21 protein-coding genes and 1 pseudogene are annotated in these 25,645 nt (G+C 69.5%); 19 read left to right on the top strand and 3 right to left on the bottom strand.

The features are described from left to right. Positions 1–50: 50 nt before the first annotated feature. A complete protein-coding gene (gene rhaI / locus ACZ7M3_RS10815; protein WP_472062383.1) occupies positions 51–1,211 on the bottom strand; it encodes an L-rhamnose isomerase in 1,161 nt (386 codons plus the stop codon). A gap of 329 nt (positions 1,212–1,540) precedes the next feature. Between rhaI and ACZ7M3_RS10810 the strand changes: the two genes are divergently transcribed. From ACZ7M3_RS10810 to ACZ7M3_RS10730, 17 genes and pseudogenes are all read left to right on the top strand, one after another. After that, complete coding sequence (locus ACZ7M3_RS10810; protein WP_472062381.1) at positions 1,541–3,058, top strand: sugar ABC transporter ATP-binding protein; 1,518 nt, start codon at positions 1,541–1,543, stop codon at positions 3,056–3,058. Beyond that, entirely contained in the window at positions 3,055–3,279 is a 225-nt protein-coding gene (locus ACZ7M3_RS10805) for a hypothetical protein (protein ID WP_472062379.1), read from the top strand. The genes ACZ7M3_RS10810 and ACZ7M3_RS10805 overlap by 4 nt, the downstream gene beginning before the upstream one ends. A gap of 91 nt (positions 3,280–3,370) precedes the next feature. Next, positions 3,371–4,411 (top strand): ABC transporter permease, encoded by a 1,041-nt coding sequence (locus tag ACZ7M3_RS10800; protein ID WP_067360344.1) that lies wholly within the window; start codon positions 3,371–3,373, stop codon positions 4,409–4,411. Further along, positions 4,404–5,384: an ABC transporter permease gene (locus tag ACZ7M3_RS10795; RefSeq protein WP_382010929.1), complete on the top strand. Its 981-nt coding sequence runs from the start codon at positions 4,404–4,406 to the stop codon at positions 5,382–5,384. Before ACZ7M3_RS10800 ends, ACZ7M3_RS10795 begins: the two co-directional genes overlap by 8 nt. Before the next feature lie 100 nt (positions 5,385–5,484). Continuing rightward, positions 5,485–6,570 carry a rhamnose ABC transporter substrate-binding protein gene (gene rhaS, locus ACZ7M3_RS10790; RefSeq protein WP_472062377.1) on the top strand — a complete coding sequence of 362 codons (1,086 nt, stop codon included), beginning with the start codon at positions 5,485–5,487 and terminating at the stop codon, positions 6,568–6,570. A 17-nt stretch (positions 6,571–6,587) separates the two neighbouring features. Then, entirely contained in the window at positions 6,588–6,908 is a 321-nt protein-coding gene (locus ACZ7M3_RS10785) for an L-rhamnose mutarotase (protein ID WP_060899292.1), read from the top strand. Positions 6,909–6,993: 85 nt separating this feature from the next. Further along, complete coding sequence (locus ACZ7M3_RS10780; RefSeq protein WP_472062375.1) at positions 6,994–8,406, top strand: BNR repeat-containing protein; 1,413 nt, start codon at positions 6,994–6,996, stop codon at positions 8,404–8,406. 76 nt (positions 8,407–8,482) lie between these two features. Further along, positions 8,483–9,508: a LacI family DNA-binding transcriptional regulator gene (locus ACZ7M3_RS10775; protein ID WP_351295888.1), complete on the top strand. Its 1,026-nt coding sequence runs from the start codon at positions 8,483–8,485 to the stop codon at positions 9,506–9,508. A gap of 134 nt (positions 9,509–9,642) precedes the next feature. Beyond that, a complete protein-coding gene (locus ACZ7M3_RS10770; RefSeq protein WP_472062373.1) occupies positions 9,643–10,944 on the top strand; it encodes an alpha/beta fold hydrolase in 1,302 nt (433 codons plus the stop codon). A gap of 31 nt (positions 10,945–10,975) precedes the next feature. Further along, the gene (sigJ, locus tag ACZ7M3_RS10765; RefSeq protein WP_472062371.1) at positions 10,976–11,878 is read left to right on the top strand and encodes an RNA polymerase sigma factor SigJ; all 903 of its coding nucleotides are present in this window, start codon (positions 10,976–10,978) and stop codon (positions 11,876–11,878) included. A gap of 183 nt (positions 11,879–12,061) precedes the next feature. After that, positions 12,062–12,313 (top strand): annotated as a pseudogene (locus ACZ7M3_RS10760) (transposase); the annotation flags it as partial. Between the two features lie 200 nt (positions 12,314–12,513). Further along, positions 12,514–12,648: a hypothetical protein gene (locus ACZ7M3_RS10755; RefSeq protein ID WP_472062369.1), complete on the top strand. Its 135-nt coding sequence runs from the start codon at positions 12,514–12,516 to the stop codon at positions 12,646–12,648. Positions 12,649–13,146: 498 nt separating this feature from the next. Then, a complete protein-coding gene (locus ACZ7M3_RS10750; protein ID WP_472062367.1) occupies positions 13,147–13,671 on the top strand; it encodes a hypothetical protein in 525 nt (174 codons plus the stop codon). 52 nt (positions 13,672–13,723) lie between these two features. Continuing rightward, on the top strand, positions 13,724–15,289 hold the full coding sequence (locus ACZ7M3_RS10745) for a trypsin-like serine protease (RefSeq protein ID WP_472062365.1): 1,566 nt from the start codon (positions 13,724–13,726) through the stop codon (positions 15,287–15,289). Between the two features lie 295 nt (positions 15,290–15,584). Then, complete coding sequence (locus ACZ7M3_RS10740; protein WP_472062363.1) at positions 15,585–19,373, top strand: polymorphic toxin-type HINT domain-containing protein; 3,789 nt, start codon at positions 15,585–15,587, stop codon at positions 19,371–19,373. A gap of 39 nt (positions 19,374–19,412) precedes the next feature. Beyond that, the gene (locus tag ACZ7M3_RS10735; protein ID WP_472062362.1) at positions 19,413–19,712 is read left to right on the top strand and encodes a hypothetical protein; all 300 of its coding nucleotides are present in this window, start codon (positions 19,413–19,415) and stop codon (positions 19,710–19,712) included. A gap of 849 nt (positions 19,713–20,561) precedes the next feature. Further along, complete coding sequence (locus ACZ7M3_RS10730; RefSeq protein ID WP_472062360.1) at positions 20,562–21,404, top strand: pentapeptide repeat-containing protein; 843 nt, start codon at positions 20,562–20,564, stop codon at positions 21,402–21,404. On the opposite strand, the gene ACZ7M3_RS10725 is transcribed toward ACZ7M3_RS10730, so the two are convergent. Continuing rightward, on the bottom strand, positions 21,372–22,856 hold the full coding sequence (locus ACZ7M3_RS10725) for a cytochrome P450 (protein WP_388517731.1): 1,485 nt from the start codon (positions 22,854–22,856) through the stop codon (positions 21,372–21,374). The genes ACZ7M3_RS10730 and ACZ7M3_RS10725 overlap by 33 nt on opposite strands. Positions 22,857–22,977: 121 nt before the next feature. Here ACZ7M3_RS10725 and ACZ7M3_RS10720 point away from each other — a divergent pair, with 121 nt between their 5' ends. Both ACZ7M3_RS10720 and ACZ7M3_RS10715 read left to right on the top strand, forming a co-directional pair. Next, complete coding sequence (locus ACZ7M3_RS10720; protein ID WP_472062358.1) at positions 22,978–23,595, top strand: TetR/AcrR family transcriptional regulator; 618 nt, start codon at positions 22,978–22,980, stop codon at positions 23,593–23,595. 99 nt (positions 23,596–23,694) lie between these two features. After that, positions 23,695–24,420, top strand: a complete 726-nt coding sequence (locus ACZ7M3_RS10715) for a DUF2470 domain-containing protein (RefSeq protein WP_472063100.1) — start codon at positions 23,695–23,697, stop codon at positions 24,418–24,420. Here the strand turns inward: ACZ7M3_RS10715 and ACZ7M3_RS10710 are convergent. After that, positions 24,388–25,617: a lactonase family protein gene (locus tag ACZ7M3_RS10710; RefSeq protein WP_472062356.1), complete on the bottom strand. Its 1,230-nt coding sequence runs from the start codon at positions 25,615–25,617 to the stop codon at positions 24,388–24,390. The two genes, ACZ7M3_RS10715 and ACZ7M3_RS10710, sit on opposite strands and share 33 nt — an antisense overlap. Positions 25,618–25,645 lie beyond the last annotated feature (28 nt).

The raw sequence follows: 25,645 nt of genomic DNA, 5'->3' as shown, positions 1-25,645 counted from the left end.
ACGGCCCGCAGCCTGCGACAAACCGAACCAGGCAGACGAGATTCAGCCCCTCACGCCCCCCACCCCGCCTGCTGCCCACCCACCCGCTCCACCGCGATCTTCTCCCCCCACCCGGATCGGCGGTACGCCGAGACGGGATCCGCATCCAACCCCAGCTCCTCGCGCACCTCACCCAGCAACGGCCGCACATCGGTGTTGTACGCGTCCATGATCACCGCGTTGGCCGCGAGCACATCCCCGGTACGCTGCGTGTCGGCCAGCGCCGCACCGTCCACGAGCAGCGCCTTCGCCGTCGCCTCCTGCACGTTCATCACGGAACGAATGATCGCGGGGATCTTCGCCTCGATGTTGTGGCACTGGTCGAGCATGAAGGCGACGTCCGGCGTGAAGCCACCGCCGCGGATCACCTCGTACATGATCCGGAACAGCTGGAAGGGATCGGCCGCACCGACCATCAGGTCGTCGTCGGCGTAGAACCGCGAGTTGAAGTCGAACGCGCCGAGCTTCCCCTCGCGCAGCAGCGTCGCGACGATGAACTCGATGTTGGTGCCGGGCGCGTGGTGCCCGGTGTCGACGACGACCTGCGCCTTCGGGCCGAGCTTGAGGCAGTGCGCGTACGCCGTGCCCCAGTCCGGGACGTCCGTCATGTAGAAGGCGGGCTCGAAGAACTTGTACTCCAGCAGCATCCGCTGGTCGTCCCCGAGTCGCTCGTAGACCTGGGCCAGGCCCTCGGCCAGCCGGTCCTGGCGCTCACGGATGTCGTCCTGACCGGGATAGTTCGTACCGTCGGCGAACCAGAGTTTCAGGTCCTTCGAACCCGTCGCGTCCATGATGTCCACGCACTCGAGCAGGTGATCGAGGGCCTTCCGGCGGACGGCGGCGTCCGGGTGGCAGATCGAACCGAGCCTGTAGTCGTCGTCCTGGAAGGTGTTGGAGTTGATCGCGCCCAACTTCAGGCCGCGCTCCTGCGCGTACTTCGCCAGCGCCCCATAATCGTCGACCTTGTCCCAGGGGATGTGCAGCGCGACGGTCGGCGCGGCCCCCGTGAAGGCGTGCACCTGGGCGGCGTCGTCCAGTTTCTCGCGCGGATTGCGCGGGACTCCGGGCTGCGCGAACACCTTGAAGCGGGTTCCCGAGTTCCCGTACGCCCACGAGGGCGTCTCTACTGCCTGGGTCTTGAGGGCGGTCTTCACCGCGGCAAGTTCGGTCACTTCGGGGCTCCTGTGACTTCGGGTGTGGCTTCGGTTTCGAACGACTTGTGGAGTCGGGTCCGAACTGCACTTCTGCCTGATCGGAACAGCTCTTCCGCCTGAAACGATCTGAAACGATTCAGAACGCCGAAGCTATGAGCCGTCCGAAGTCGTGTCAAGCCCCTGGATGAAGACCGCCCTTCGTGACTCGGTTGTGACCATCGGCTATCGAAAATTTCGACCCGCACCCATTGACGTGACCTGGGCTACCTGCCTAACGTCCCGGCAACCTAGTTGAAACCTTTCACGACGTCGTGAGGCCTCGCCGCCCGCGTCGTTGAGGAGCTCACATGACCCACCGGTCCGACGCGGGTCCGGCCCCCGTACTGGCGCTGGAGGACATTTCCAAGTCCTTCGGCGCGGTACGCGCCCTGCGGGACGTGTCCCTGGAACTGTTCCCCGGCGAGGTGCACGCTCTCGCCGGTGAGAACGGCGCGGGCAAGTCGACCCTCATCAAGACGCTCGCCGGCGTGCACCGACCGGACGCCGGTCGGGTGCTGCTGGACGGTGAGCCCACCGTCTTCCACGGTCCCGCCGACGCCCGCGACGCGGGCATCGCGGTGATCTATCAGGAGCCCACCCTCTTCCCCGACCTGTCGATCGCGGAGAACATCTTCATGGGCCGCCAGCCCCGACGCGCCCTCGGCCGTATCGACCACAAGGCCACCCACGAGGCGACCGCCGCCCTGATGAAGCGACTCGGTGTCGAACTCGACCCCGACCGCCCGGCGCGCGGACTGTCCATCGCCGACCAGCAGATCGTCGAGATCGCCAAGGCGCTCTCCTTCGACGCCCGTGTCCTGATCATGGACGAGCCGACCGCCGCCCTGACCGGCAGCGAGGTGGCCCGCCTCTTCGGTGTCGTGCGCACCCTGCGCGAGCAGGGCTCGGCGGTGCTGTTCATCTCGCACCGTCTGGAGGAGATCTTCCAGATCTGCCGGCGGGTCACGACCCTGCGCGACGGCGCCCTGATCTCCAGCGAGCCCCTCGACGGCATGGCGGAGGACGACCTCGTACGCCGGATGGTCGGCCGCGACCTCGACGAGCTCTACCCCAAGCAGGACGTCGAGGCGGGCGAAGTCGCCCTGAGCGTGCGCCGGCTGACCCGCGAGGGCGTCTTCACCGACGTCTCCTTCGACGTGCGGCGCGGCGAGATCGTCGGTCTCGCCGGACTCGTCGGCGCCGGGCGTACGGAGGTCGCCCGGGCCGTCTTCGGGGTCGACCGCTGGGACGCCGGAGAGGTCGAGGTCGACGGGAAGTCGCTGACGAACGGGGCGCCCTCCACGGCCATGGCCGCGGGGCTCGCCCTCGTCCCCGAGGACCGGCGCGCCCAGGGACTGGTGATGAACATGTCCATCGAGCGCAACATCGGGCTCACCGGGCTGCGTACGACCGTGAAGGCGGGGCTGGTGGACCGCGGCGCCGAGCGCAGCCGCTCGCTCGACTGGGCGGTCAAGCTCCAGGTGAAGTACGCCCGGATCGCCGACACGGTCAACACGCTCTCGGGCGGCAACCAGCAGAAGGTCGTCCTCGCCAAGTGGCTCGCCACCGGCCCCAAGGTGCTGATCGTCGACGAGCCCACTCGGGGCATCGACGTGGGCACGAAGGCCGAAGTGCACCGGCTGCTCTCCGAGTTGGCCGCCGACGGGGTGGCCGTCCTGATGATCTCCTCCGACCTGCCCGAGATCCTCGGCATGGCCGACCGCGTGCTGGTGATGCACGAGGGCCGGCTCACCGCCGAGATACCCCGCTCCGAAGCCACCGAGGAGACCGTGATGGCCGCCGCGACGGGGAGGGTTGCCGCGTGACGGCCACCGGGCGCGCCACCCTCGACGCAGCACCGGCGGTACCGGCAGCGGCCGGGGTGGGCGGTCGGTTCGCCCCCGAGAACGTTGAGCGGGCCGCCGCTGGGGAGTTCGGAGCCGCCGGTTCGGCCGCCCGCGCCACACCCGCCTTCCCCCAGGGGGCCGTTCCGTTCACTACGACGGTCGTCAGCCAGGCCCCGAACAACCCCCGGAGGGCCGCGTGAGCGAGGCGCGCGCGGCCGCGGGGCCGCAGACGAGCACGATGCCCGCACCTCTGCGCCGCGCGGGCGGAGAAGCAAACGAAAGGAGGACGGCATGACGGTGACCGCACCCAATCCCGCGCCCGCCGCCGAGGTGCCCAAGTCGAGTGGCACCCGGCTGGTGGACCGTGTCTTCAAGATGCGTGAACTCGCCATCCTGGTCGTCTTCCTGGTGATGATCGCCATCACCCAGATGGGCAACAGCGAGTTCCTGTCCGAACAGGGCATCAAGGACCTGCTGTTGAACGCGACGATCCTGGTGCTGGTCGCCACCGGTCAGTCGCTGGTCGTGATCACCCGGAACGTCGACCTGTCGGTCGGCTCCACCCTCGGCATCAGCGCGTTCGCCGCCGGCACCTATCTGCACGGCGGCGGAAATCCTGTCGTCGCGGTCTTCCTGGCCGTCCTGCTCGGCATCGGCTGCGGACTGGTCAACGGGCTGTTGGTCAGCCTCGGCCAGGTGCCCGCGCTGGTCGTCACCCTCGGCACGCTCTACATCATCCGCGGCGTCGACTCCATCTGGGTCGGCTCCCGCCAGATCACCGCGGCCGACCTCCCCGGCGGCTTCGTCGACTTCGGCTCCGGCGGCATCTCCGCGGTCCCGTACCTCGCGCTGATAGCGCTGGCGGTCCTGCTGGTCACCGCGTACTACCTCAAACACTTCGGCAGCGGCCGCGAGCTGTACGCGCTGGGCTCCAACCCGGAGGCCGCCCGGCTCGCCGGCATCCCCGTCCGCAAGCGGATCCTCACCGCGTACGTCGTGTGCGGCGGTCTCGCCGGACTCGCGGGCGCCCTGTACCTCGCCCGGTTCGGCAACGTCGACTCCGGCACCGGCACCGGATACGAACTCACCGTCGTCAGCGCGGTCGTGGTCGGCGGTGTCGTCTTCACCGGCGGCTCCGGCAGCGTCTACGGCGCCGCGCTCGGCGCGCTGCTGCTGACCTCCATCAACAGTGTGCTGCCCGCCCTCGGCGTCAGCTCCGTCTGGGTGCTCGCCATCAACGGCATCCTGCTCATCCTCGCCATCGCGGTCGACCGGATCGTCGCGCTGCGCGTGGCCTCCGCACTGAAGAAGAGGAACGCCCGCCATGGCTGACTCGTCCCTCGCGCGCGCCGTCCGCTGGGACACGGTCGTCGGCGCCCTCCTCATCGTCCTGCTGCTGTTCTCCTTCGGCTTCGTCGACGGCTTCGGCAACGCCCTCAACCTGTCGTTCCTGATCGGCAACACACTGCCCATCGCGCTGATCGCGCTGCCCATGACCCTGCTCGTGGTGGCCGGGGAGATCGACCTCTCGGTCGCCTCCACGGCCGGTCTGTCCGGCTCGGTGATGGGCGCCCTGTGGAACCAGGGCATGGCGATCGAGACGATCATCCCGATCTGCCTGCTCCTCGGAGTGGTGTGCGGACTGGTCAACGGCCTGCTGGTGACGCGGCTCGGGCTGCCGTCCCTCGCCGTCACCATCGGCACGCTCGCCGCCTACCGGGGCATCGCGCAGATCGTGCTCGGCTCGGACGCGGTGACCGACTTCCCCACCCAGTACCAGGACTTCGCGTCCGGGCGCATCGGGAACACCTTCATCCCGCAGGCATTCCTGCCCTTCCTCGTGCTCCTCGCGATCGCCGTGGTGGTGCTGCACGCCACCCCGTTCGGGCGCTCGGCCTTCGCGGTCGGCGCCAACGAGGAGGCCGCCCGGTTCGCCGGCATCCGCGTCAAGCGGCAGAAGCTGATCCTCTTCGTCGCCACCGGCTTCATGGCCTCGCTCACCGGCATCTTCTGGGCCCTGCACTACGCCAGCGCCCGCTACGACAACGCCAACGGCCTCGAACTCTCCGTCGTCGCCGCCGTCCTGCTCGGCGGCATCGACTTCGACGGCGGCAAGGGCACGTTGGGAGGTGCGATCGCGGGTGTCTTTCTGCTCGGGGCGCTGCAGAACGTGATGAGTCTGCTGAACGTCTCCGCGCAGTCGCAGATCGTCGTCACCGGCGTTCTGCTCGTTGTCTCCGTGCTTGGCCCTCGGGTTGCTCAGCAAGTCGCTGTGGCAAGGGCCGCGGCTCGCTCCACTGGATAGGTCGTTCTGCGTCTGCGGGCCCCGATGTGGCTGGTCGCGCAGTTCCCCGCGCCCCTGAAGGGGCGCTCCCGCTCACCCTCGTATCAAAGGACCCCATGCCATGCGCAAGTCATCCCTCCGTCGTGCCTGCGCGGCCCTCGCCGCCGTCACGTCTCTCACTCTCGCCGCGACTGCCTGCGGCGGCACCACCAAGAAGGATGTCAAGGCCGAGAACACCGGCTCGGCCGTCACCGGCGGCAAGGCGGACCCGAACGCCGCCCTCAAGAAGGGCCTCACGGTCGGTTTCCTGCCCAAGGCGGTCAACAACCCCTACTTCACCTCCGCGGACAAGGGCGGCGAAACGGCGCTGACAGAGCTGGGCTCCAAGTACAAGGAGGTCGGCCCCAGCAGCGCCACCGACACCTCCGGCCAGGTGAGTTACGTCAACACGCTCACCCAGCAGCAGGTCAACGCGATGGCAGTCTCCGCGCAGGACCCGGGCGCCCTGTGCACCGCGCTCAAGCAGGCCATGAGCAACAAGATCAAGGTCGTCACCTACGACTCCGACACCAACCCCGAGTGCCGCAACGCCTTCGTCTCGCAGGCCAGTGCCGAGGACCTGGGCCGCACCGAAGTCCAGCTGCTCGCCGAGCAGATCGGCTACAAGGGCGAGATAGCGATCCTGTCCGCCGCGCAGACCGCGACGAACCAGAACACCTGGATCGACTTCATGAAGGACGAGCTGAAGGACCCCAAGTACAAGGACGTCAAGCTGGTCAAGGTCGCCTACGGCAACGACGACGCCCAGCAGTCCTTCCAGCAGACCCAGGGTCTCCTCCAGGAGCACCCGAACCTCAAGGGGATCATCTCCCCGACCACGGTCGGCATCAAGGCCGCGGCCCAGTACCTGTCCGGATCCAAGTACAAGGGCAAGGTCAAGCTGACCGGTCTCGGCACCCCCAACGACATGCGCAAGTACGTCAAGAACGGCACCGTCGATGCCTTCGAGCTGTGGAACCCGGCGAAGCTCGGTGAGCTTGCCGCGCGGACGGCCGTGGCGCTCGCCTCGGGACAGATCACCGGTGCCGAGGGCGAGACCTTCAAGGCCGGTGACATGGGCTCGTTCACCATCGGCAAGGACGGCGTGATCAACCTGGGCAAGCCGACCGTCTTCGACGCCAAGAACATCGACCAGTTCAACTTCTAGGATCCGGGGGTCCCTTGATGCAGCGTGTGTGCTTCCTGCTGAAGGTCCGTGCGGACCGCCTCGACGAGTACCGCGAGCGCCACGCCGCCGTGTGGCCCGAGATGCTCGACGCGCTCTCGGCCACCGGCTGGCACAACTACTCGCTCTTTTTGCGCGAGGACGGCCTGCTGGTCGGCTACTTGGAGACCGAGGACTTCGCGGCCGCGCAGGCCGGCATGGAAGCCACCGACATCAATGCCCGTTGGCAGGCGGAGATGGCGCCGTTCTTCGAATCGCTGGACGGCGCCAGACCCGACGAGGCCATGAAGCCCCTCACCGAGGTCTTCCACCTCGCCTGACACCTGCCTGGCACCCCCGTCACCCCGCCCGTCACCCGCCGTCACCCGCCGACACCCGCGCGAAGCCCTACCCAGGAGTCCGGACATGAAGAGACGCACCCTGCTGGCCACCGCCCTGCTGACCGGTGTGGCAGGCGCCGGTACGGCGCGCGCGGCGGACCCCGGCCCCTCGGTCTCCCTCACCGGCAGCACCCAACTCGACGCCCAGGCCCTGTTCTTCGTGTCGTACGACGGCCTGGTCAACAACAACTCGTTCCAGAAGAACGGTCTGTTGACCTACAAGGGCTACCAGTACGCCGTCTGGTACACCATCGACCGCAGCGCGGTCGTCGCCCGCCGGGCGCTCGGCGCGTCCGGTTGGTCGACGGTCACCCTCGCCCATCGGCTCAAGAGCTCCGACTCGCACAACGTGATCTCCATGGGCGTGTCCAAGACCGACGGCCGGCTGCACCTCAACATGGACTCCCACAGCGACGGCTTCTTCTACGTGAAGTCGGTGGCCGGGCTGCTCGACAACCCCGCCTCCACCGCCTGGACCTCCGCCGTCTTCGGAGCCGTACAGACCTCGCTGGACGGCCTCGCGCTCACCACGCAGTTCACCTACCCCCAGTTCGTCTCCACGCCCGACGGCAAGCTCCAGCTGAGCTACCGCGTGGGCATCTCCGGAAACGGGCGCAACGCCCTCGCGGAGTACGACGGCTCGTCCTGGACCGCTCTCGGGGAGTGGTCCGGCTCGACCGGCACGTACACCAGCGAGCACGGCTCGAGCACCGCCCGCAACATGTACCTGCACGGCATCGACTACGACGTCAACGGACGCCTGCACTCCTTCTTCACCTGGCGCGAGCAGAACGGCGCGGTGATGTGCAACAGCGGCGGCATCACCAACCACGACACCGGCTACGTGTACTCGACCGACCGCGGCCGCACCTGGCGCAACGACGCGGGCACCCTCGTCGGCACCACGGGCGGCTCCGACACGGTGGGTGTCACCGACGCCGGACTCGTCGTCGACGCGCTCAACCCCGACCACTCCCTGATGAACCAGGAGAGCCAGGCCACCGACTCCACCGGCCTGCCGCACGCGATCATCAGCTATGTGCCCGGGCGCTTCGGCCAGTGCACCACGAACTACGTCACCGACCGGACGAACAACGGCCGCGCCTTCCACCTCCGCAAGAACACCTCGGGCAGCTGGACCAAGACCGAGATCCCGATCGCCCTCGGCTCGAGCCAGCGCACGAAGCTGATCCTGGACACGTACGACAACGCCTACGCGATCATGCCCTTCGGCAGGATCGCGGGCGCCTCGAAGTCCTCCGGGTACACGGACTGGAAGCTCCTGTACGACGGCAGCGGCCTCGACGCGTTCGGCGAGGTGGTCATCGACGAGACCCGCGTCTCACAGGACGGGACGCTGTCGGTCATGTACCAGGAGAAGTCCAGCGGGACCACGCCCTCGGCGCTCCACGTCGTCGATTTCCGGCTGCCCGCATGACCAGCACAGTCGGCGGACTCGCGGGTAATGTGAAGGCCCGCCCGCCGCTTCTCGTCCCCCTGGAGGTTCCTGCCTGATGGCACAGTCGGTGGGTATCAAGGACGTCGCCCGCGCCGCCGGAGTCTCCGTGGGCACGGTCTCGAACGTCATCAACCGCCCGGACAGCGTCGCCTCCGAGACCCGGGCCCGTGTCCAGTCGGCGATAGACCGGCTCGGCTATGTCCGCAGTGAGTCCGCGCGCCAGCTGCGGGCCGGACGCAGCCGGATCATGGGCCTGCTCGTCCTCGACATGGGCAACCCCTTCTTCGTGGACGTCGCCCGCGGCGCCGAGCGCGCCGCGCGGGACGCCGGGCTCGGCGTGATGGTCTGCAACAGCGCGCAGAGTGCCAGCGAGGAGGCCGACTATCTGTCGCTCTTCGCCGAGCAGCGGGTACGCGGCGTGCTGCTGACGCCCGCCGACGCGACCGGGCGCAACATCGCGACGTTCCGCCGCAACGGCATCCCCTTCGTGCTGGTCGACCGGGTCGCCGAGGGCACCACCGAGTGCTCGGTCTCGGTCGACGACGTGGCGGGCGGCGCGCTGGCCGTACGGCATCTGGTCGACGCGGGCCATCGATCGATCGCGTACGTCAGTGGGCCGCCCGGCCTCAACCAGGTCAGGGACCGCCGCGTGGGCGCCCTGAACGCGCTGGCCGAGGCGGGCCTCCCACCCACCGCGATGCGGGAGCTGCCCACCCATCGCCTCGACGTGGCCGCGGGCCGCGACGCGGGCGCCCGGCTGCTGGGCCTCGCCGAGCGCCCGACCGCCGTCTTCTGCGCCAACGACCTGCTCGCGCTCGGCGTCCTGCAGGCCATGTACGCGGCGGGCGTCGGCGTCCCCGACGACCTCGCGATCGTCGGCTACGACGACATCGAGTTCGCCGCCGCCGCGGCCGTCCCGCTCACCTCCGTACGGCAGCCCGCCATGACCATGGGCGCCCTCGCCGCCGAACTGCTGCTGGAGGAGACGGAGGCCGAGACGGCACCCACGCCGCACGAACACCGGCGCGTGGTGCTCCAGCCGGAGCTGGTCGTGCGCCGCTCCAGTCTGTCGGCGCGCTGACGCGCGGCCCGGTCCGCGCGCCTGGCCTGCTGAGCGACCATTCAGTACGACTTTCTTGATCCCCGGTCTCGGCCGGTCGGCGATCATGTGCTCAACTGGGACGCAGCCTGGATCCGTACGTCTCGGGAGCCCTGTTGACCGTCAGCTACCGCCAGCCCGGTGTCGTCCTCACCGACCACCGTTTCACCGTGCCCCTCGACCACGACGATCCGGCGGGGGAGAGCATCGAACTGTTCGCCCGCGAGGTCGTCGCGAGCGACAAGGCGCACCAGGATCTCCCCTGGATGGTCTACCTCCAAGGCGGCCCCGGCTTCGGCGCCAACCGCTTCGTCGGCAAGCAGGCCTGGCTCGGCCGCGCGCTGAAGGAGTTCCGGGTGCTGCTGCTCGACCAGCGCGGCACCGGTCACTCCACGCCCGCCAATCGCCAGACGCTGCCGCTGCGCGGCGGCCCCGGCGCGCAGGCCGACTACCTCGCGCGCTTCCGCGCCGACTCCATCGTCCGCGACTGCGAGGCCATCCGTCCCCGGCTCACCGGCGGGGACCCCTGGACCGTACTCGGCCAGAGCTTCGGCGGCTTCTGCGTCGTGCACTACCTCTCGACCGCCCCCGAGGGTCTGCGCGCGGCCCTCATCACCGGCGGCCTGCCCTCCCTCGACGCGCACGCGGACGACGTCTACCGGGCCGCGTACCCCCGTATCGAACGCAAGGTCGCGGCACACTACGCGCGTTACCCCCAGAACATCGAGCGGGCCCGGCAGATCGCCGAACACCTCCTCCGCCACGAGACCGTCCTGAGCAACGGCTACCGCCTGACCGTCGAGGCCTTCCAGTCCCTCGGCATCCTCCTCGGAAGTGGCGAGGGCAGCCACCGGCTGCACTACCTCCTGGAGGAGGCCTTCGTCCGCACCCCGCAGGGCCCGGCCCTCTCCGACGCCTTCCAGGAGGAGGTACAGGGCCTCCTCTCGTACGCCGGTCACCCCCTGTACGCGCTCGTCCACGAGGCCTGCTACGCCCAGGACGACCGGCCGACCGCCTGGTCCGCCGAGCGGGTGCGCGCCGAGTTCCCCCAGTTCGACGCGGCGAAGGCCCTCGCGGACGAGGGACCGCTGCTGTTCACCGGCGAGTCCGTGCACCCCTGGGTGTTCGACACCGACCCCGCGCTGCGTCCCCTCCGCGAGACCGCCGAGGAACTCGCCGCACGCACCGACTGGCGGCCGCTGTACGACCCCGCCCGCCTCGCCGCCAACGAGGTGCCGGTGGCCGCGGCGGTCTACCACGACGACATGTACGTCGACCCGGAGCACTCCCTGCGCACGGCCCGTGCCATCGGTGGTCTGCGGACCTGGGTGACCGACGAGTTCGAGCACGACGGTGTACGGGCCGGGGGGTCGCGCGTCCTGGACCGGTTGCTGGCGCTGTCGCGCGACGAGGTCTGACCGGGCGCCGTTCGGGGGAGAGGGCAACGCGATGGACGACGACGAACTCCTCGAACACCTTGCGGATCGGTTCCAGGAGCACCGCGGTCGCCTGAGGGCGGTGGCGTACCGGATGCTCGGCTCGCTGAGCGAGGCGGACGACGCGGTCCAGGAGGTGTGGCTGAAGCTCGGCCGCACGGACGTCGGCGAGATCAGGAACCTCGCGGGCTGGCTGACCACGGTGGTCGGCCGGGTCTGCCTGGACCTGCTGCGTACGCGTGCCGCGCGCCGCGAGGAGCCGCTGGACACCTATGTCCCCGACCCGCTGGTCAGCCCCCTGGAGCGGATCGATCCCGAGCAGGAGGTGCTGCTCGCCGACTCGGTGGGCCTGGCCCTGCTGGTGGTCCTGGAGACACTGGAACCCGCCGAGCGCCTCGCGTTCGTCCTGCACGACATGTTCGAGGTGCCCTTCGACGACATCGCGCCCGTCGTGGGCCGCTCATCGGCCGCGACGCGGCAGCTGGCGAGTCGGGCGCGGCGGCGGGTACGGGGCGCTGCCGCGCCGGAGCCCGAGCTCGATCCCGCCCGGCAGAAACTGGCCCTCGAGGCCTTCCTCGCGGCCTCGCGTGCCGGGGACTTCGAGGCGCTGGTGTCCGTCCTCCATCCCGATGTCGTGCTCCGCGTCGACTCCGGTGTGCTCGTCGGCGGGGCGGCGGCGTCCAAGGTGGTCCACGGTGCGACCAGCGTCGCCCAACAGGCCCTCATGTTCCGCCAGTTCGCGGAGTTCTCCCGGCTCGCGCTGGTCAACGGGGCGATCGGCGTCGTCACGGCCCCCGAAGGTGGCCCCCTATCCGTCATGGGCGTCACCATCACCGACGGCCGCATCGTCGAGATGTACATCCTCGCCGACCCCGCCCGCCTGTCCGACCTCGCCCTCCCCGACCTGAAGGGCTGACCCGCCGTTCCCTCGCCCCCGCCGCCCCTACCCGACCCATCCTCACTTGGGGGCTCCGGCCTCCCCCCGAGGGGGGCGTTCTTCGGCCTCGGGGCGGGTGGGGGCTGGCCGCGCAGCTCCCCGCGCCCCTAAGACCGTGTCCTAGGTGGTGAGGCGGTCCCATACTTGGTATGGGGCGGGGTAGCCTACGACCGACCTGACCTGTGCAGATGGCTGCGGTGGAAGCGCATCGGCGTACGCATCGCCCGTAAAGGCATCGAGTCCAGCCCACGAGTAGGGCGCCACCGCTGGGTCATCGAGCGGACCATGTCCTGGCTCTCCGACTACCGCCGCCTCAGCCCCCGATACGAGCGGAATGCCCACAACTACCTGGGATTTCTCGGACTCGCCGCCGCCCTTTGCTGCTACAGGCGGCTCGTCCCCCTTGCCACGTAGGACACGGTCTTAAGCAGAGCGTGGAATCCGCGGTCCGCGTAGGACTCTCCGAGCTGGTAAACCACGAGACCCGCGCCGAACTCTCCACCCAAGACGCACGGCCCATCCGCTGGGCAGCCCGCCTCACCCCTTGCGGAGGCGACGCCGTCGTGTACGCACGCACCCGTCTAGGGGCCGAACCAGGCCCCGAAGAGCAACTGGTGACGCTACGCCCGGGCCAGATGGCCGCGCTGCGCGTCTTCATCAGCATCGCCGACGAGCTGGCTACCCCGCCGACAGAAGGACTCGTCGCGCGTGTACGCACCTCAGGGTTGAGCTGCGCGGACAACCGGTGATGCCTATACCGGAGCAAAGGGCAGATCGAGTCGGTGGCGTACGGGCTCCTGTGTGACATACCAGCCAGCGACAATCGCCGTCCCCATTACGATTCGCGACCGCCGGGGTGAAGAATTCCGTGACGCCCCACCCGTAACAGCTGGGGGGACTCCCGCGACGACGCGTTCCGTTCCTTCTACTTCCCTAAATTTGGGTAAGAATTCGCTAAACTGATGCAACGTGAAACAGCAATGAGCGGTGTGCGGCACCGTCCGGCCGGAACCGCTGGAACGACGGGCGCTTCTGTGTGCATTTTGCGACGTTCGAGGCGTTACGCACCCGCCCTGCTGTGAGATGACTGTGCAGGTTCCATGAATTCTCCATGGCGATGGTCACATTGTCTCCATAACTGACGTTGTTTTAGAGTCTCGCTCGACCATTTATTTTTGCTTTACGTCTGTGTGCGGGGGCCGCAGGTGATTCGTCATGCCGTCACCCGTGCCTGGAAAGGAATTCGGGTGACTTCTCGTATTCGCAGGATGCTTCCCGTCGCGGGAGCAGCTGTCATCTTGGCGCTCGCGGGCACTCCGATGCTCGCCTCCGCCGACCCACAGCCGACGGGCGGCCCTACGGGGGACAGGCCGCCGTCCGCCGTGGAGGACTACGCCTACCCGAACGCGGATCAGATCCAGCAGGAGGCGGGCATCAAGCTGATCAAGGGCGACGGGCACATCACTCTCGCCACGTGCGACGACTCGGGCCGGCAGATCAAGGTCCTGACCGTGCAGGGCCCCAGTGGCAACCCCCAGAGCGCCTACTGCTTCAAGGCGAGTGCGAAGAGCGGCTACCTCAGCCTCGAACTGCCGCGTGTCTTCGCCCTGGAGACCACGGACCACCCCATCAGCGCCGATCTGAGGCCCCAGGCTGATCCCTCGGCACCGGCCAAGACAGTGACCGTGGGCAAGAACGGCTACCAAAGCGTGGGTGAGGGAGCCGCCGGCGGCGCACCGGCCGTCCTGCTGGAACTGCGGGTCACCGGCTGACCGGCCTGCCCGCCTCTCCCCTTTCGATCTCGCATGACAACGAGGAACCATCATGTCTGGCTTTCGTCCGCACACCGCGTGGACCAGCGGCCTGATCGCCGCCACATCGCTGGCCGCAGCGCTGACCACCACCCCCGCGATGGCCGTATCGGGCCCGCAGGCTTCTGACGCCGTCTCCGCCACCACCGCGCGCCTCGACATCGGCGGCCAGCACGGCTGTTCGGCCACCCTGGTCGCCCCGCAGTGGCTGCTGACCGCCGCGAGCTGCTTCACCGTCACCCCCGGCACCGCTCTCACCCCCGGCGCGCCGAAGCTGAAGACCACCGCCACCCTCGGCAGCAGCGCCCAGCAGGTGGTCAACCTGGTGCCGCGCACCGACCGTGACGTGGTCATGGCCCAACTGGCCAAGCCCGTCACCGGCATCACCCCCGTCCCGGTGACGGGCACCGCGCCCGCCACCGGGGACGAGGTCCAGGCCGCGGGCTACGGCCGTACGCACGACGAGTGGGTACCCGATCAGGTCCACTCGGCCGCCTACACCGTCCAGAACACCGGCCGCACCACCCTCGACCTGGCCGCCAAGTCCGACGGCGCGGCGATCTGCAAGGGCGACACCGGCGGCCCCCTGCTGAGCACGGCAGGCGGCCACACGGCGATCGTCGGTGTCAACAGCTCCTCGTGGCAGGGCGGTTGTCTGGGTACCGACCCTGCCGAGACCCGTACCGGTGCCGTAGTTGCCCGCGCCGACGACCTGGCCGGCTGGGTTCAGCAGGTCTCCTACAGCACCACCTTCGCGGCAGCCCCGTGGAAGCACACCGTGCAGATGACGGCCGGTTACTACACCGGCGACTCCGCGGGCGGTACCCGCCGTATGGACATGGTTGTCGTGTGGGACGACGGTGAAGTCACCCTCTACCAGGGCGGCGACGGCACCGATCCCGCCCACCCCTTCACAGCCGAACACCAGCTGCAGCCCGAGAAGAGCATCTGGACCAAGGCTGTCTCCGTGACCAGTGTCAATACCGGCGGCGGCACGGACGGGCTCGTGGTGCGCTGGGTCGACGGGGAGATGACCCTGTACCCCACCGTGGACGCCAAGGGCTTCCACGGTGAGAAGCAGCTCGCCCCGCCGAAGAACGACACCTGGAAGGACGACGCGCGGCTGCTGGCCGGGGGCCGCTTCACGCCGGGCGGCCGCCGTGACGACCTGCTGGTGGACTGGAAGGACGGCCACGTCTCCGTCTTCAGCCACCTGGCCGCCAACGGGCTGAAGAAGCAGACCCAGACCGTCGCCAAGAACACCACCTGGACCTACGCCACCCAGCTCACCACCGGCTCCTTCACCGGAAAGAAGACCGACGACCTGCTGGTGCGCTGGATCGACGGCGAGACCACCATCTACTCCGGCATGACCGCCAAGGCCCTGCCTGGCGAGATCAAGATCCGTCCCGCCAAGTCCAACTGGGCCGATGCCACCGTCGTCACCGCCGGCGCCTTCACCGCCAGCACCACCGCCGACGACGTCATCGTCCGCTGGAACGACGGCCACGTCAGCCTCTTCCCCGCCGTCGACACCAAGGGCCTCCACAACGAGATCCAACTCGCACCCGCCAGCTGACGTAACCGGATACGGCTTTCGCAGGGGCGGTCCCCGGACCACCGGCTAACCGTCCCCGTCGTCGCCTGCCCGGTCGTCTCCCGCGTGACTCCCGCTTGACCACGGACGATATGAGAGACAGTTGAACGAGAAGAAGTCCGCGAGCATCGCGGCGAGAAGGGTTGCGCAAGCGGCACGGATGCTCTGTCTGTGCCTGCTGCCTCTTGCACTTGTAGTCGGTCTGCTCGGAGGCGCTGCCTCCCGTGCGGTGGCCGACGACGGCCCGAGCAGTGGCGGCAGTGCTACCACTGACGAGGTGGCTGACCGTGCCCGGGCGTTCGACCTGTGGTCGACGGGCGGCCCCGGGGTGCGGGCTGCCGCGGAAGTCGCACTGACCGGCAGCGACGAAGACGTACGGCATTTTCTCGACACGGCGAAGGACGCCACGCTCCAGGATGAGCGCGTTGCTGTGGCACAGCTCGCCAGCGTGGGCGGGCTGTACCAGCAGGACGCAGTCCGCAAGGCTCTGGACGGGACGCCGAACGACCTTCAGGGATTCCTGGAGGAGGGCTGGCAGGATCCGTTCTTCCAGGATCAGCGGGTTCAGGTCGCGCAGATCATCGATGCGGGCGGTCCGGAGGTCCAGAAGGCGGGGCAGGCCGCGCTGAACGGGACGCCGGATGACATCAGGGCGTTCTTGTCGACCGGTCAGTTCGAGCGGCGGGCGCAGGACGAGCGGGTCGAGGTCGCGCAGATCATCAGTGTGGGCGGCCCGAACGTGGCGGCGGCCGGCCGGATCGCGTTGAACGGTACGGCGGACGACATCCACGAGTTCCTACAGGTCGGCCAGTACGTGGCGCGTGCCCGTGATCAGGAGCACGCCACGGTCGCCCAGCTGGCGGCGCAGGCCAAGGAGGCCGGCAGAAAGGCAGCTGCGCAGACCAAGGCGGCCAAGGACGCCTCCGCGCGTGCCGTGACCGCGGCGAAGCTGGCCAGAGAGGCCGCGCAGAAGGCGGCGGCCGAGACCCAGGCAGCCAAGAACGACTCTCTGCACGCCGCCTCTGCGGCCGGCCGGGCCGCCTCTGCGGCCAAGCAGGCCGCGGAGGCTGCGCAGGAGGCGATTGCCGCGTCGGCCGCTGCCAACAACTGTGCGCGGCTGGCGGCCAGCGCGGCGCAGCAGGCTGCTGCCGCCGCGGTGGGCGCTGCGCAGGCCGCATCGCGTGCGCAGAGCGCCGCGGCGGACGCGGCCACGGACGCGGGCAAGGCATCTGCGGCGCGCAAGGCGGCCGAGGCCGCCCGCACGGCGGCCAAGGGGGCGCGGCTGGCGGCGGATGCGGCCAAGCAGGCAGGTAATGCGGCGATCGATGCCGGCAAGGCGGCGAAGGCCGCCGCCGATGCCGGCAGCAACGCCGACGCCGCCGCGGACGCGGCCGACCAGGCCAACACCTACGCCACCCAGGCCGGTGTCCACTCCAGCGAGGCTGGTGCCGACGCAGCCGCGGCCCACCGCCACGCGCAGGAGGCCAACCGTGCCGCGAACGCGGCCGCGGCACTGGCCGGTGAGGCGGCCGGCGCGGCCAACGACGCGCGCGATGCGGCCAACGCGGCGGCCACCCATGCGGACAACGCCGCCAAGGACGCCGATGTCGCGGCCGCCCATGCCGGGCAGGCGGCTACCGCCGCCAAGCAGTCCGCAGCCCACGCCAAAGCCGCCCAGGACGCGGCCGACGCTGCCACCGCGGCCGTCGCCAAGTCCCAGAAGACCCACGACATCGCCGTCAAGATCGAGACGGAGCAGTTGACCGAGCGCACCGACGCCGGTATCGCGCAGGCCAAGGACCTTAAGGCCCAGCAGGACCAGCTCACGGCCGTGGACGCCGCGGCCGCCCAGCAGGCTCAGGACACCGACGCCCAGGCCAAGAACCTGGCCGGGCAGGCCGCACAGCCCGGAGCCGACCCTAAGACCATCGCCCCGGCCGGCCGCAAGGCCGCGCTGGCGACGATGCAGAGCAGCGGGCCGTGGAGCAGGGGCGCCGCCGAGGAAGCTCTCACAGGCACCGACCAGGACGTCGTCGACTACCTCACCACCCGCCGCACGCAGGCCGCCCAGCAGGACGACCGCTACCGCGTGCAGACCCTCGCGAAGGAAAGCTCCCTGGCCTCGGTGCGCACCGCCGCAGAGAACGCGCTCAAGGGCAGTGGTGATCAGGTCTCGGCGTTCCTGGCCACTGGGCAGTACGAGGCCGGGGCGCAGGACTTCCGGGTGGCCACCGCCCAGATCATCAACGCCGGCGGACCGGTGGTGCAGCAGACCGGCCGGACCGCACTGGACTCCAACGACCCTCAGAAATTGCGGGAGTTCCTCACCACCGGGCAGTACCAAGCACGCACCCAGGACGAACGGGTCCGCGCAGCCCAACTGATCGACAGCGGCGGCCCCGACGTCAAATCGGCCGCCCGGATCGCCCTGGAGGGCCCCGATGACCTGCTGCACCAGTTCATTCAGGTCGGCCAGTACAAGGCCCAGCGCCAGGACTTCCTAGGCGCCACCCACACCGCGCAGATCGCCCAGCTGATCGCGGACGCCGCCGGTATCGCGGCCACCGCCCAGAAAAACGCCGCCGACGCCCACAAAGCCGCCGCCACCGCCGCCAAGGCCGCACAGCAGGCCGCCGACTGGGCGAAAGAGGCCGACGCCTCGGCCAAGAAGGCCAAGGGCTACGCCGACCAGGCGGCCAAGTCGGCCAAGGACGCTCAGGCCTCCGCCGACCAGGCAGCCGCCTCCGCCCACACCGCCGCCAAGGCCGCTGCCTCCGCCGACCAGTCCGCAAGCGACGCGGCCACGTCCGCCCTCGACGCCGCCGGCTCCGCCCAGTGGGCACAGGCGTCCGCCAGCGCTGCCTACACCGCCGGAGAGCAGGCCCGCGCCTCCGCCACCGCGGCCGGCAAGGACTACAAGGCCGCCGACCAGGCCTTCGAAGACGCCTTCCAGGCCGCCGTGGAGAAGAAGGAAGCCGAACGCAAAGCAGCCGAGAAGGACACCGGAAGCCAGGCCGAAGCACGCTACCGCTGCGGCGTCCTCGGCTGCGACGCCGTCGAACACCCGGCGCACTGGTGCCAGCACAACGAGACCCTGTGCACGATCCTCTCCCAGGGCCCCGGCGCCGAAGCCGCAGCCGAACAGCTGTGGACCGTGGAGAAGGACCTCCTCGGCCTCGGACAACTCGACGCCTGCAAAGGCGGCGACCCTGTCTCCTGCCTCCAGCTCGGCGAAGACCTCCTCCTCAGCTCGAAGTTCAAATACCTCGAACGAGGGATGCAAGCGCTGCAGGATTTGCGGGCCGCCCGTTATGTGAAGAGCTGCGGTCATTGCTTCCCGGCCGGCACCGAAGTCCTCATGAACAACGGCCGAACCAAGAAGATCGAGACCGTCCACCCGGGCGATACCGTCCTGGCAACTGACCCGCTCACCGGCCGCAGCACACCCCGCAAGGTCAGCCGTCTCATCGTCACCGGCGGCGACAAGCACTTCGACGAACTCACCATCGCAACCCCCGACGGCCCTCGGAAGCTCACCGCCACTTACGAGCACCCCTTCTGGAGCCCCTCAGCACACCAGTGGGTCGAGGCCCACGACCTCACACCGGGCACCACCCTCCTCAGCACCAACGGCACCACGGTCAGCGTCAAGGCCAACCGCGCCTTCGACCAGCACACACGCACCTACAACCTCACCGTCGACGAGCTCCACACGTACTACGTGCTGGCAGGAAATACGCCAGTGCTGGTGCATAACACCCAGTGCGATCCCCCGTTCCTGGACGCGGCGGGCGAAAACTACGTACGCAGCAAGCACATACCGGGCGGCGCAAAGGCAGATGCCACGAAGGGTCTATTCAACAAGGACGTCGATCTTTACAGGCTGTCAGACGACGCTGCCAAATTTGAATCCAAACTGCAAGACAACGGCAATTATGTCCGTGTCGGCAATGCCTCCGATATCATCGGAACAGACGTCGAAACGGGTTTGCCGACGAAGACCTATACTGTCGTCACGGACAAGTGGGGAAATGTGGTCACCATGCATCCCGGCGTACCACGGTAGGGCGTACAGGGTCAGCCAAGGTCAACGAAAGGTGAAGTAATGCCACTCAGCATTCTGGTGCGCACCTATACAGGCGAGGTCCTGGCAACGTCATTGCACCCTGCGATCGGCGCAATTTGTGAATCTGCGCGAAAACGAGGCCTGGTGATGCTCGGCTGCGTGGACAAGTACGACGACACAGTGTTCAACAGAACCCAGGTATCGCATATACGCGGAGAACTGGTCCGACTTCGCGAACATTGCGACGCCGACGAGACGGTGGCACTGTCGGAGCTGGTGAAGCTGCTGGATGTGGTTTCGGAGCGTCCGCACAGATACCTCGTGTTCAACGGCGACTGATCGAAGTGCATCGCGGGCGTGGGGCCTGCCCATCGAGTGGGCGGGCCCCACGCCCGATGGCGTTCTCCGGCGCCGCCGACCCTTGTGGTCGCGCCAGGCCTGGCAGGTCGAGGCAGAAGTGCAGCGCCGTCAGCGGGTTCACGAACAGCTCGCTGAATACGAGAACGATGACCTTCCACTCGGCAGGCGACGCTGAGGGCATCCGGCCCCTCCGGTTGAGCCGGCGATCCGGCCGGCGTCCCGGTCATCACTCCGACTGGTTCTGTCATCGCCTCGCCTCAACCCGGGCCTCGTCCAGCGCGCCCACCAGCGCGCTCCGCAGCTCCTCCAGAAGCCGCTCAGCCCGTCCAGCTGCTGGCAGAAGCGCTCCACATCCGAGCGCAGCAACCCCACCCGCGGCTCACTCAGCTCGTCCACGCGGCGCAGCGAACAGCAGCTCAGCCTGTGTGTCACATCATGTGACACCAAACTGCACTCTCTACGCGGTTCTCGACCTGCCTATGCTCGGGGCTCCTCGGTCGATGCCTACTGCTTCGCCCGCTACGGCGTGGCCTACCGGGTCGCACCAATGACACGTCAGCCGACGCCGGCGATCATCCGTTCGCTGAGCGGCTCGTCCGCCTCATCATGTAGGACACGGTCGAAGGGGCGCTGCGCGCATCTTCAGCCCGTCCGGCGTTTGAGGACGAGGCCGTTCAGGCCGATCGGGGGTTTGGGGGCGGAGCCCCCAAGTGGGGATGATGGGGTCCCCCCTGCTCGAGCGAAGCCGAGAGCTTGGGGGAGGGTAGGGGCGGCGGGGGCGAGAGAACCTCTCACGGAGGGTGCCTGCCGCCTCAGTACGCTGGTGACATGCGAGAAGACAGCGTGACGGCAGTCGATGACCGGCTCCTCGAGTTGCGGGCCGACTGCGGTCGGTGTTTCGGGTTGTGCTGTGTCGCCCTGCCCTTCACCCGATCGGCGGACTTCGCGATCGACAAGGACGCGGGTAAGCCCTGCCAGAACCTGCGGACGGACTCCCGGTGCGGAATCCACACGCAGCTGAGGGAGAAGGGGTTCAACGGGTGCACGGTGTACGACTGTTTCGGCGCCGGCCAGCAGGTCTCCCAGGTCACCTTCGGCGGGCAGGACTGGCGCACAGGCTCGCCGGAGCGGGCCCGGCACATGTTCGACGTGTTCCCGGTCGTCCGCCAGCTCCACGAACTGCTCTGGTACCTGAACGAGGCCCTGACCCTCCCCGCGGCCCGCCCCATCCACGCCGACATCCGCCGCGCCCTCGCCGAGACGGAGCGACTGACGAACCGATCCGCGGAGGAACTCGGGGCGTTGGACGTGAACGCGCACCGGCAGCAGGTCAACACCCTCCTGCTGCGGACCAGCGAACTCGTGCGCGCGGGAGTCGGCCGCGGCAAGAAGAAGGAGCGGCGCGGCGCCGACCTCATGGGCGCCCGCCTCAAGGGCGCCGACCTGCGGGGTGCCAACCTGCGCGGCGCCTACCTCATCGCCGCCGACCTCACCGGCGCCGATCTGCGCGGCGCGGACCTGATCGGCGCCGACTTCCGCGACACGGATCTCACGGACGCGGATCTGACCGACGCGTTCTTCCTGACCCAGCCCCAGCTGAACGCGGCCAGGGGCAGCGCCGGGACCAGGCTGCCGCGGTCAGTCACCCGCCCGGGCCACTGGACGCAGTGACACCGGGTCCGCCGCGGGTGCCCGGTCCTCGAGGTGCAGCCGCAGCCCCTCCGGCATCAGCGTCAGCCGCTCGGCGACCCGCAGCCGGTAGTCCGGTTCGGGCCGCAGCTCGTAGCGGCGAAGCAGCAGCCCCAGGACGAGCGTCGCCTCGTGCAGGGCGAACTGCCGGCCGATGCAGGCCCGCGCCCCGGTGCCGAACGGCTTGAAGGTGTGGGCGGGCCGGGACCGTACGGCCCCCGGGTCGAAGCGGTCCGGGTCGAATTCCTCGGCGTCCGCGCCCCACACCTCCGGGTTGCGCTGCAGCAGCGTCGTCAGGACCAGGGTCCAGGCACCCGTCCGCATCGGGTGGACCCCGCCGAGCACGGTGTCCTCGCGGGCCTCGCGCGCGAAGCCGGGCGCCGTCGGCCACAGTCGTAGCGACTCGTCGAGGACCCGGCGGACGTAGCGCAACTTGGCGACCTGGTCGTAGGCGGGCAGGGGAGTGTCGCCCCAGACCCGGTCCACCTCGGCCCGCGCGCGGGCGGCGACGTCCGGGTGCTGGGCGAGGTAGTGCAGGGCGAAGGAGAGCGCGCCCGAGGTCGTCTCGTGGCCGGCGATCAGGAAGGTGATCACCTGGCGTCGGATGTTCTCGGGCGTCAGCCGCTCCCCGGTCTCGGGATGGGCGGTCTCCAGCATCCGGTCGAGCAGGTCACCCTCGCCGGAGGAGTGCTGACGGGCCGCGACGACGGCGTCGACCGTCCGGTTGAGGTACGCCACGTGCGCCTCGTTGCGGCGGGTGGCCCCGCGCAGCAGTACCGGAGCCAGTGGTGCGGGGAGCACGTTGAGGCGCTGCGCGTAGGTCAGGGTGCCGACCATCGCGGTGACGAACGGGTGCGGCCTGGAGCGCTCGAAGGAGCCGAAGTCGTGGCCGAAGCCGGTGCGGGCGATGGTCTCCAGTGTCAGTTTCGTCATGTCGCCGGGTACGTCCACCGCCCGGCCCGCCGCGCGTTCCCCGTCCCAGCGCTCCATCAGCCGCTCGGTCACGGCGAGCATCATCGGGTGGTAGCCCTCCATGGCCTCACGGCTGAAGCCCGGAGCGAGGACGTCGTGGGCCAGCTGCCAGTTCGGTTCGTGGTTGTACGCAGTGAACAGACCGTCCCCGGCGACCGGCCGGAGGTTGGCGACCCCGAGACCGACGTGCTTGGCGAACCGTGTCTCGTCCGCCAGCTCGGCGGCGAGCTCGGCGCCCCAGACGAAGACGATCTCCTTGCCGAAGCCCTTGCGCCGGAAGATCGGCCCGAGCCTGCGCCCGAATCGCATCGAGTCCTGCACCGGAGAGCGGACGTTCGCGCCGATCACATCCCCGACGAGGGGGAGCCGGTAGGGCGGGCGGGGGATGCGGTGCAGCTCGGGCCAGCCCAGCTCCGCGCTCCGGAACCCCTTGGGCAGCACGGCCCCTGTCGTCTCCGCCATGACGCGATCTCCCTTGTGCCTGCGGCACGTCGATGCTGCTGTCCTGACCTGTTGTACGCGGGTTCAATAGCGGTTTTCAGTGTGATCCCGTTGTTGAACCGACGTCAAGTAAGGTGCGGCCATGATGGGCGAACAGGGGGAGCGAGGAGAACGGACGCGCCGTCGGCTGAGTACCGAGGAGCGCAGGGAGCAGCTGTTGTCCGTCGGGGCGCGGCTGTTCTCGGAGAGCCCGTACGACGAGGTGTGGATCGAGCAGGTCGCCGAGATCGCCGGGGTCTCGCGCGGGCTCCTGTACCACTACTTCCCGACCAAGCGGGACTTCTTCGCGGCCGTCGTGGAGCGTGAGAGCGAGCGGATGCTGCGGCTGACGGCGGCGGTGCCCGGCACTCCTGTCCGTGAGCAGCTGAGCGCCGGACTCGACACCTTCCTGGCGTACGTCGAGGCCCATGCGCACGGCTTCCGCGCCTTCCATCGCGCCGACGCGGCCGGTGACCAGGCCGTGCGCAGGGTCTATCAGCGGGCGCTGGCCGCGCAGGAGCAGCAGATCCTGGCGGCGCTCGACGCGGACCCCGACGTTCCCGGGGGAGTCGAGGACCGGCCCGAGCTGCGGATCGCCGTCCGTGGCTGGCTCGCCTTCACCACGGCCGTGTGCCTGGAGTGGCTCAGGGGGGCGGAGCTGACCCGGGAGCAGCTGCGGGATCTGTGCGCGCGGGCGCTTCTGGGTGCCATCACGCCGTAACTCGTGCGAGGGACACGGGTGTGGCGTGGTTGGCGTACACCCGGATCTCCGATAGGTTAGGCAAGGCTTACCTAAGGGAGGTTGGGAATGGGTGACCGCATGGGTGACCGTCATCACTGGACGGCCGCGCCCGCCGCTGCCGAGCGCGCCCGCTCGGTGCTCGCCGCGGCATGGTCCTGCGCGGTGACCGCGGAGGGTGGCAGGGAGGAACTCGTCGGCGCGCACACCGTCACCGCGGACGGCCGGGTTCTCCTGCACGTGCCGGACGACAGCGCCCTGACGGCCGCGGCGGTCTGCGCGCCGCGCGGAGAGCCCTCCGCCGTCCTGGAGTTCGCGGACGTCGCGCCCGTGCCGGTGCGCAACCGGATCCGCGCCCGGCTCTGGATGGCCGGCCGGTTCGTCCTGGCGGAGGGGCACCTGGAGTTCCGGCCCTCGCGCGTGGTGCTGCGCGAGGCGTCCGGCGCGCTCGGTGTGGACCTCGACGAGTTCGCGGACGCCGTCCCCGATCCGCTCGCGACGGCCGAGGCGAGCCTGCTCACCCACCTGGCCGACGCGCACCCGGACGCCGTCGAGCGGCTGACCCGCCTCGTCGAGCCCGAGGGTCTGCACGGCGCGGTCCGCGTCCAGCCGCTCGCTGTCGACCGGCACGGACTGACGCTGCGGATCGAACGGGCGCGCGGCAACGGCGACGTACGCCTGTCCTTCCACTCGCCCGCCGACGACGTCTCGCAGCTCACCGAGCGGATGCATGTGCTGCTCACGCAGGCGAGCTCCGCGAACTGCCCCCGCGCGCTACAGCGGCAGCGCACAGACGGCGACGGGTGAGGCGAACGGCTTGCCCGCGAGCCGGAGTTCACCGCTTGTGCCGTCGACGTGGAAGACGCTGACCGTGCTCGAGCGCTGGTTCGCCGTGAACAGCAGCCGCTCGTCCGGTGAGAAGGCGAGGTGGCGCGGGAAGTCTCCGCCGACCGGCACGGTGTCCAGGAGCCTCAACCGGGCACCGGCCGCCTCGACCCCGTACCGCGTGAGGCTGTTGTGGCCGCGGTTGGCGAGATAGGCGTACGACCCGTTCGACGGCACCAGGATCTGCGCCGGGTAGTTCGTGCCCGTGCCCGTGCCGGTGGACTGCGGGTCGCCCGGGGTGAGCCGTCCGCTCGCCGGGTCGTACGCGCAGACCACGACCGTGTTGTCGACCTCGTTGGCGAGATAGGCGAAACGGCCGTCGGGGTGGAAGGTGAGATGGCGTGGCCCCGCGCCCGGCCGGGTGTGCGCCTGGGAGACCTCGGTGAGCGTTCCCTTCGACTGGTCCAGGCGATAGGTGTAGACCGTGTCGGTGCCCAGGTCGACGGCGAGGACGTGGCCGCCGTCCGGACTGGTCACGAACTGGTGCGCGTGCGGGCCGTCCTGGCCGGGGCCCGGTGCCGGACTGGAGTGTGTGACCAGGTCGGTGCGCTCGCCGAGCGCGCCCGAGGCGTCGACGGGGTGCACGGCCACACTGCCCGAGGTGTAGTTGGCGCTCAGCAGCCACCGTCCGCTCGGATGCGCGGAGAGGTGGCAGGGGCCCGCGCCGCCGGTGCTCCGGGTGCCCAGTACTTTGTTGTCGGCGAGCCGTACGGCCGTCACGGCACCCTGCGGCCGCTCGTCGACGGCGTACAGCGTGTGGCCCTTCGGATGCGTGGCGAGGTACGACGGGTCGCCGATGCCGGTGAGCGTGCCGGTGGCCGTGACGGCGCCCGTCGTCGGGTCGTACGTGGCCAGGCCGATCCCCTTTCCACCGCCCTCGACCGAGGTGTACGTGCCGAGGAACAGCCGGCGGACGGTGGGGGAGGGAGAGGTCGGCCCGGGGGCCGAGGTGGCGGGGGAGCCCTCGGCGGGTGGGTTCGTGGCGGCCGCGGGGCGGGTGCGCGGCGCGGCCGGTGCCGGAACCGTCGTCACGGCGGTGATCCCCGCCAGCGCTCCGATGAACCGGCGCCTGCCCCAGCCGCCGCCCGCGTCCCGCGCCGGATCCGCGCCAGTGTTCATACCTGCACCTCGGGTGTCGGTTGCCTCG

The sequence above is a fragment of the Streptomyces sp. NPDC111656 genome, from assembly GCF_055656965.1.
The sequence above is the reverse complement of the archived record's forward strand: the minus strand, read 5'-3'. Positions and strand labels throughout refer to the sequence as shown.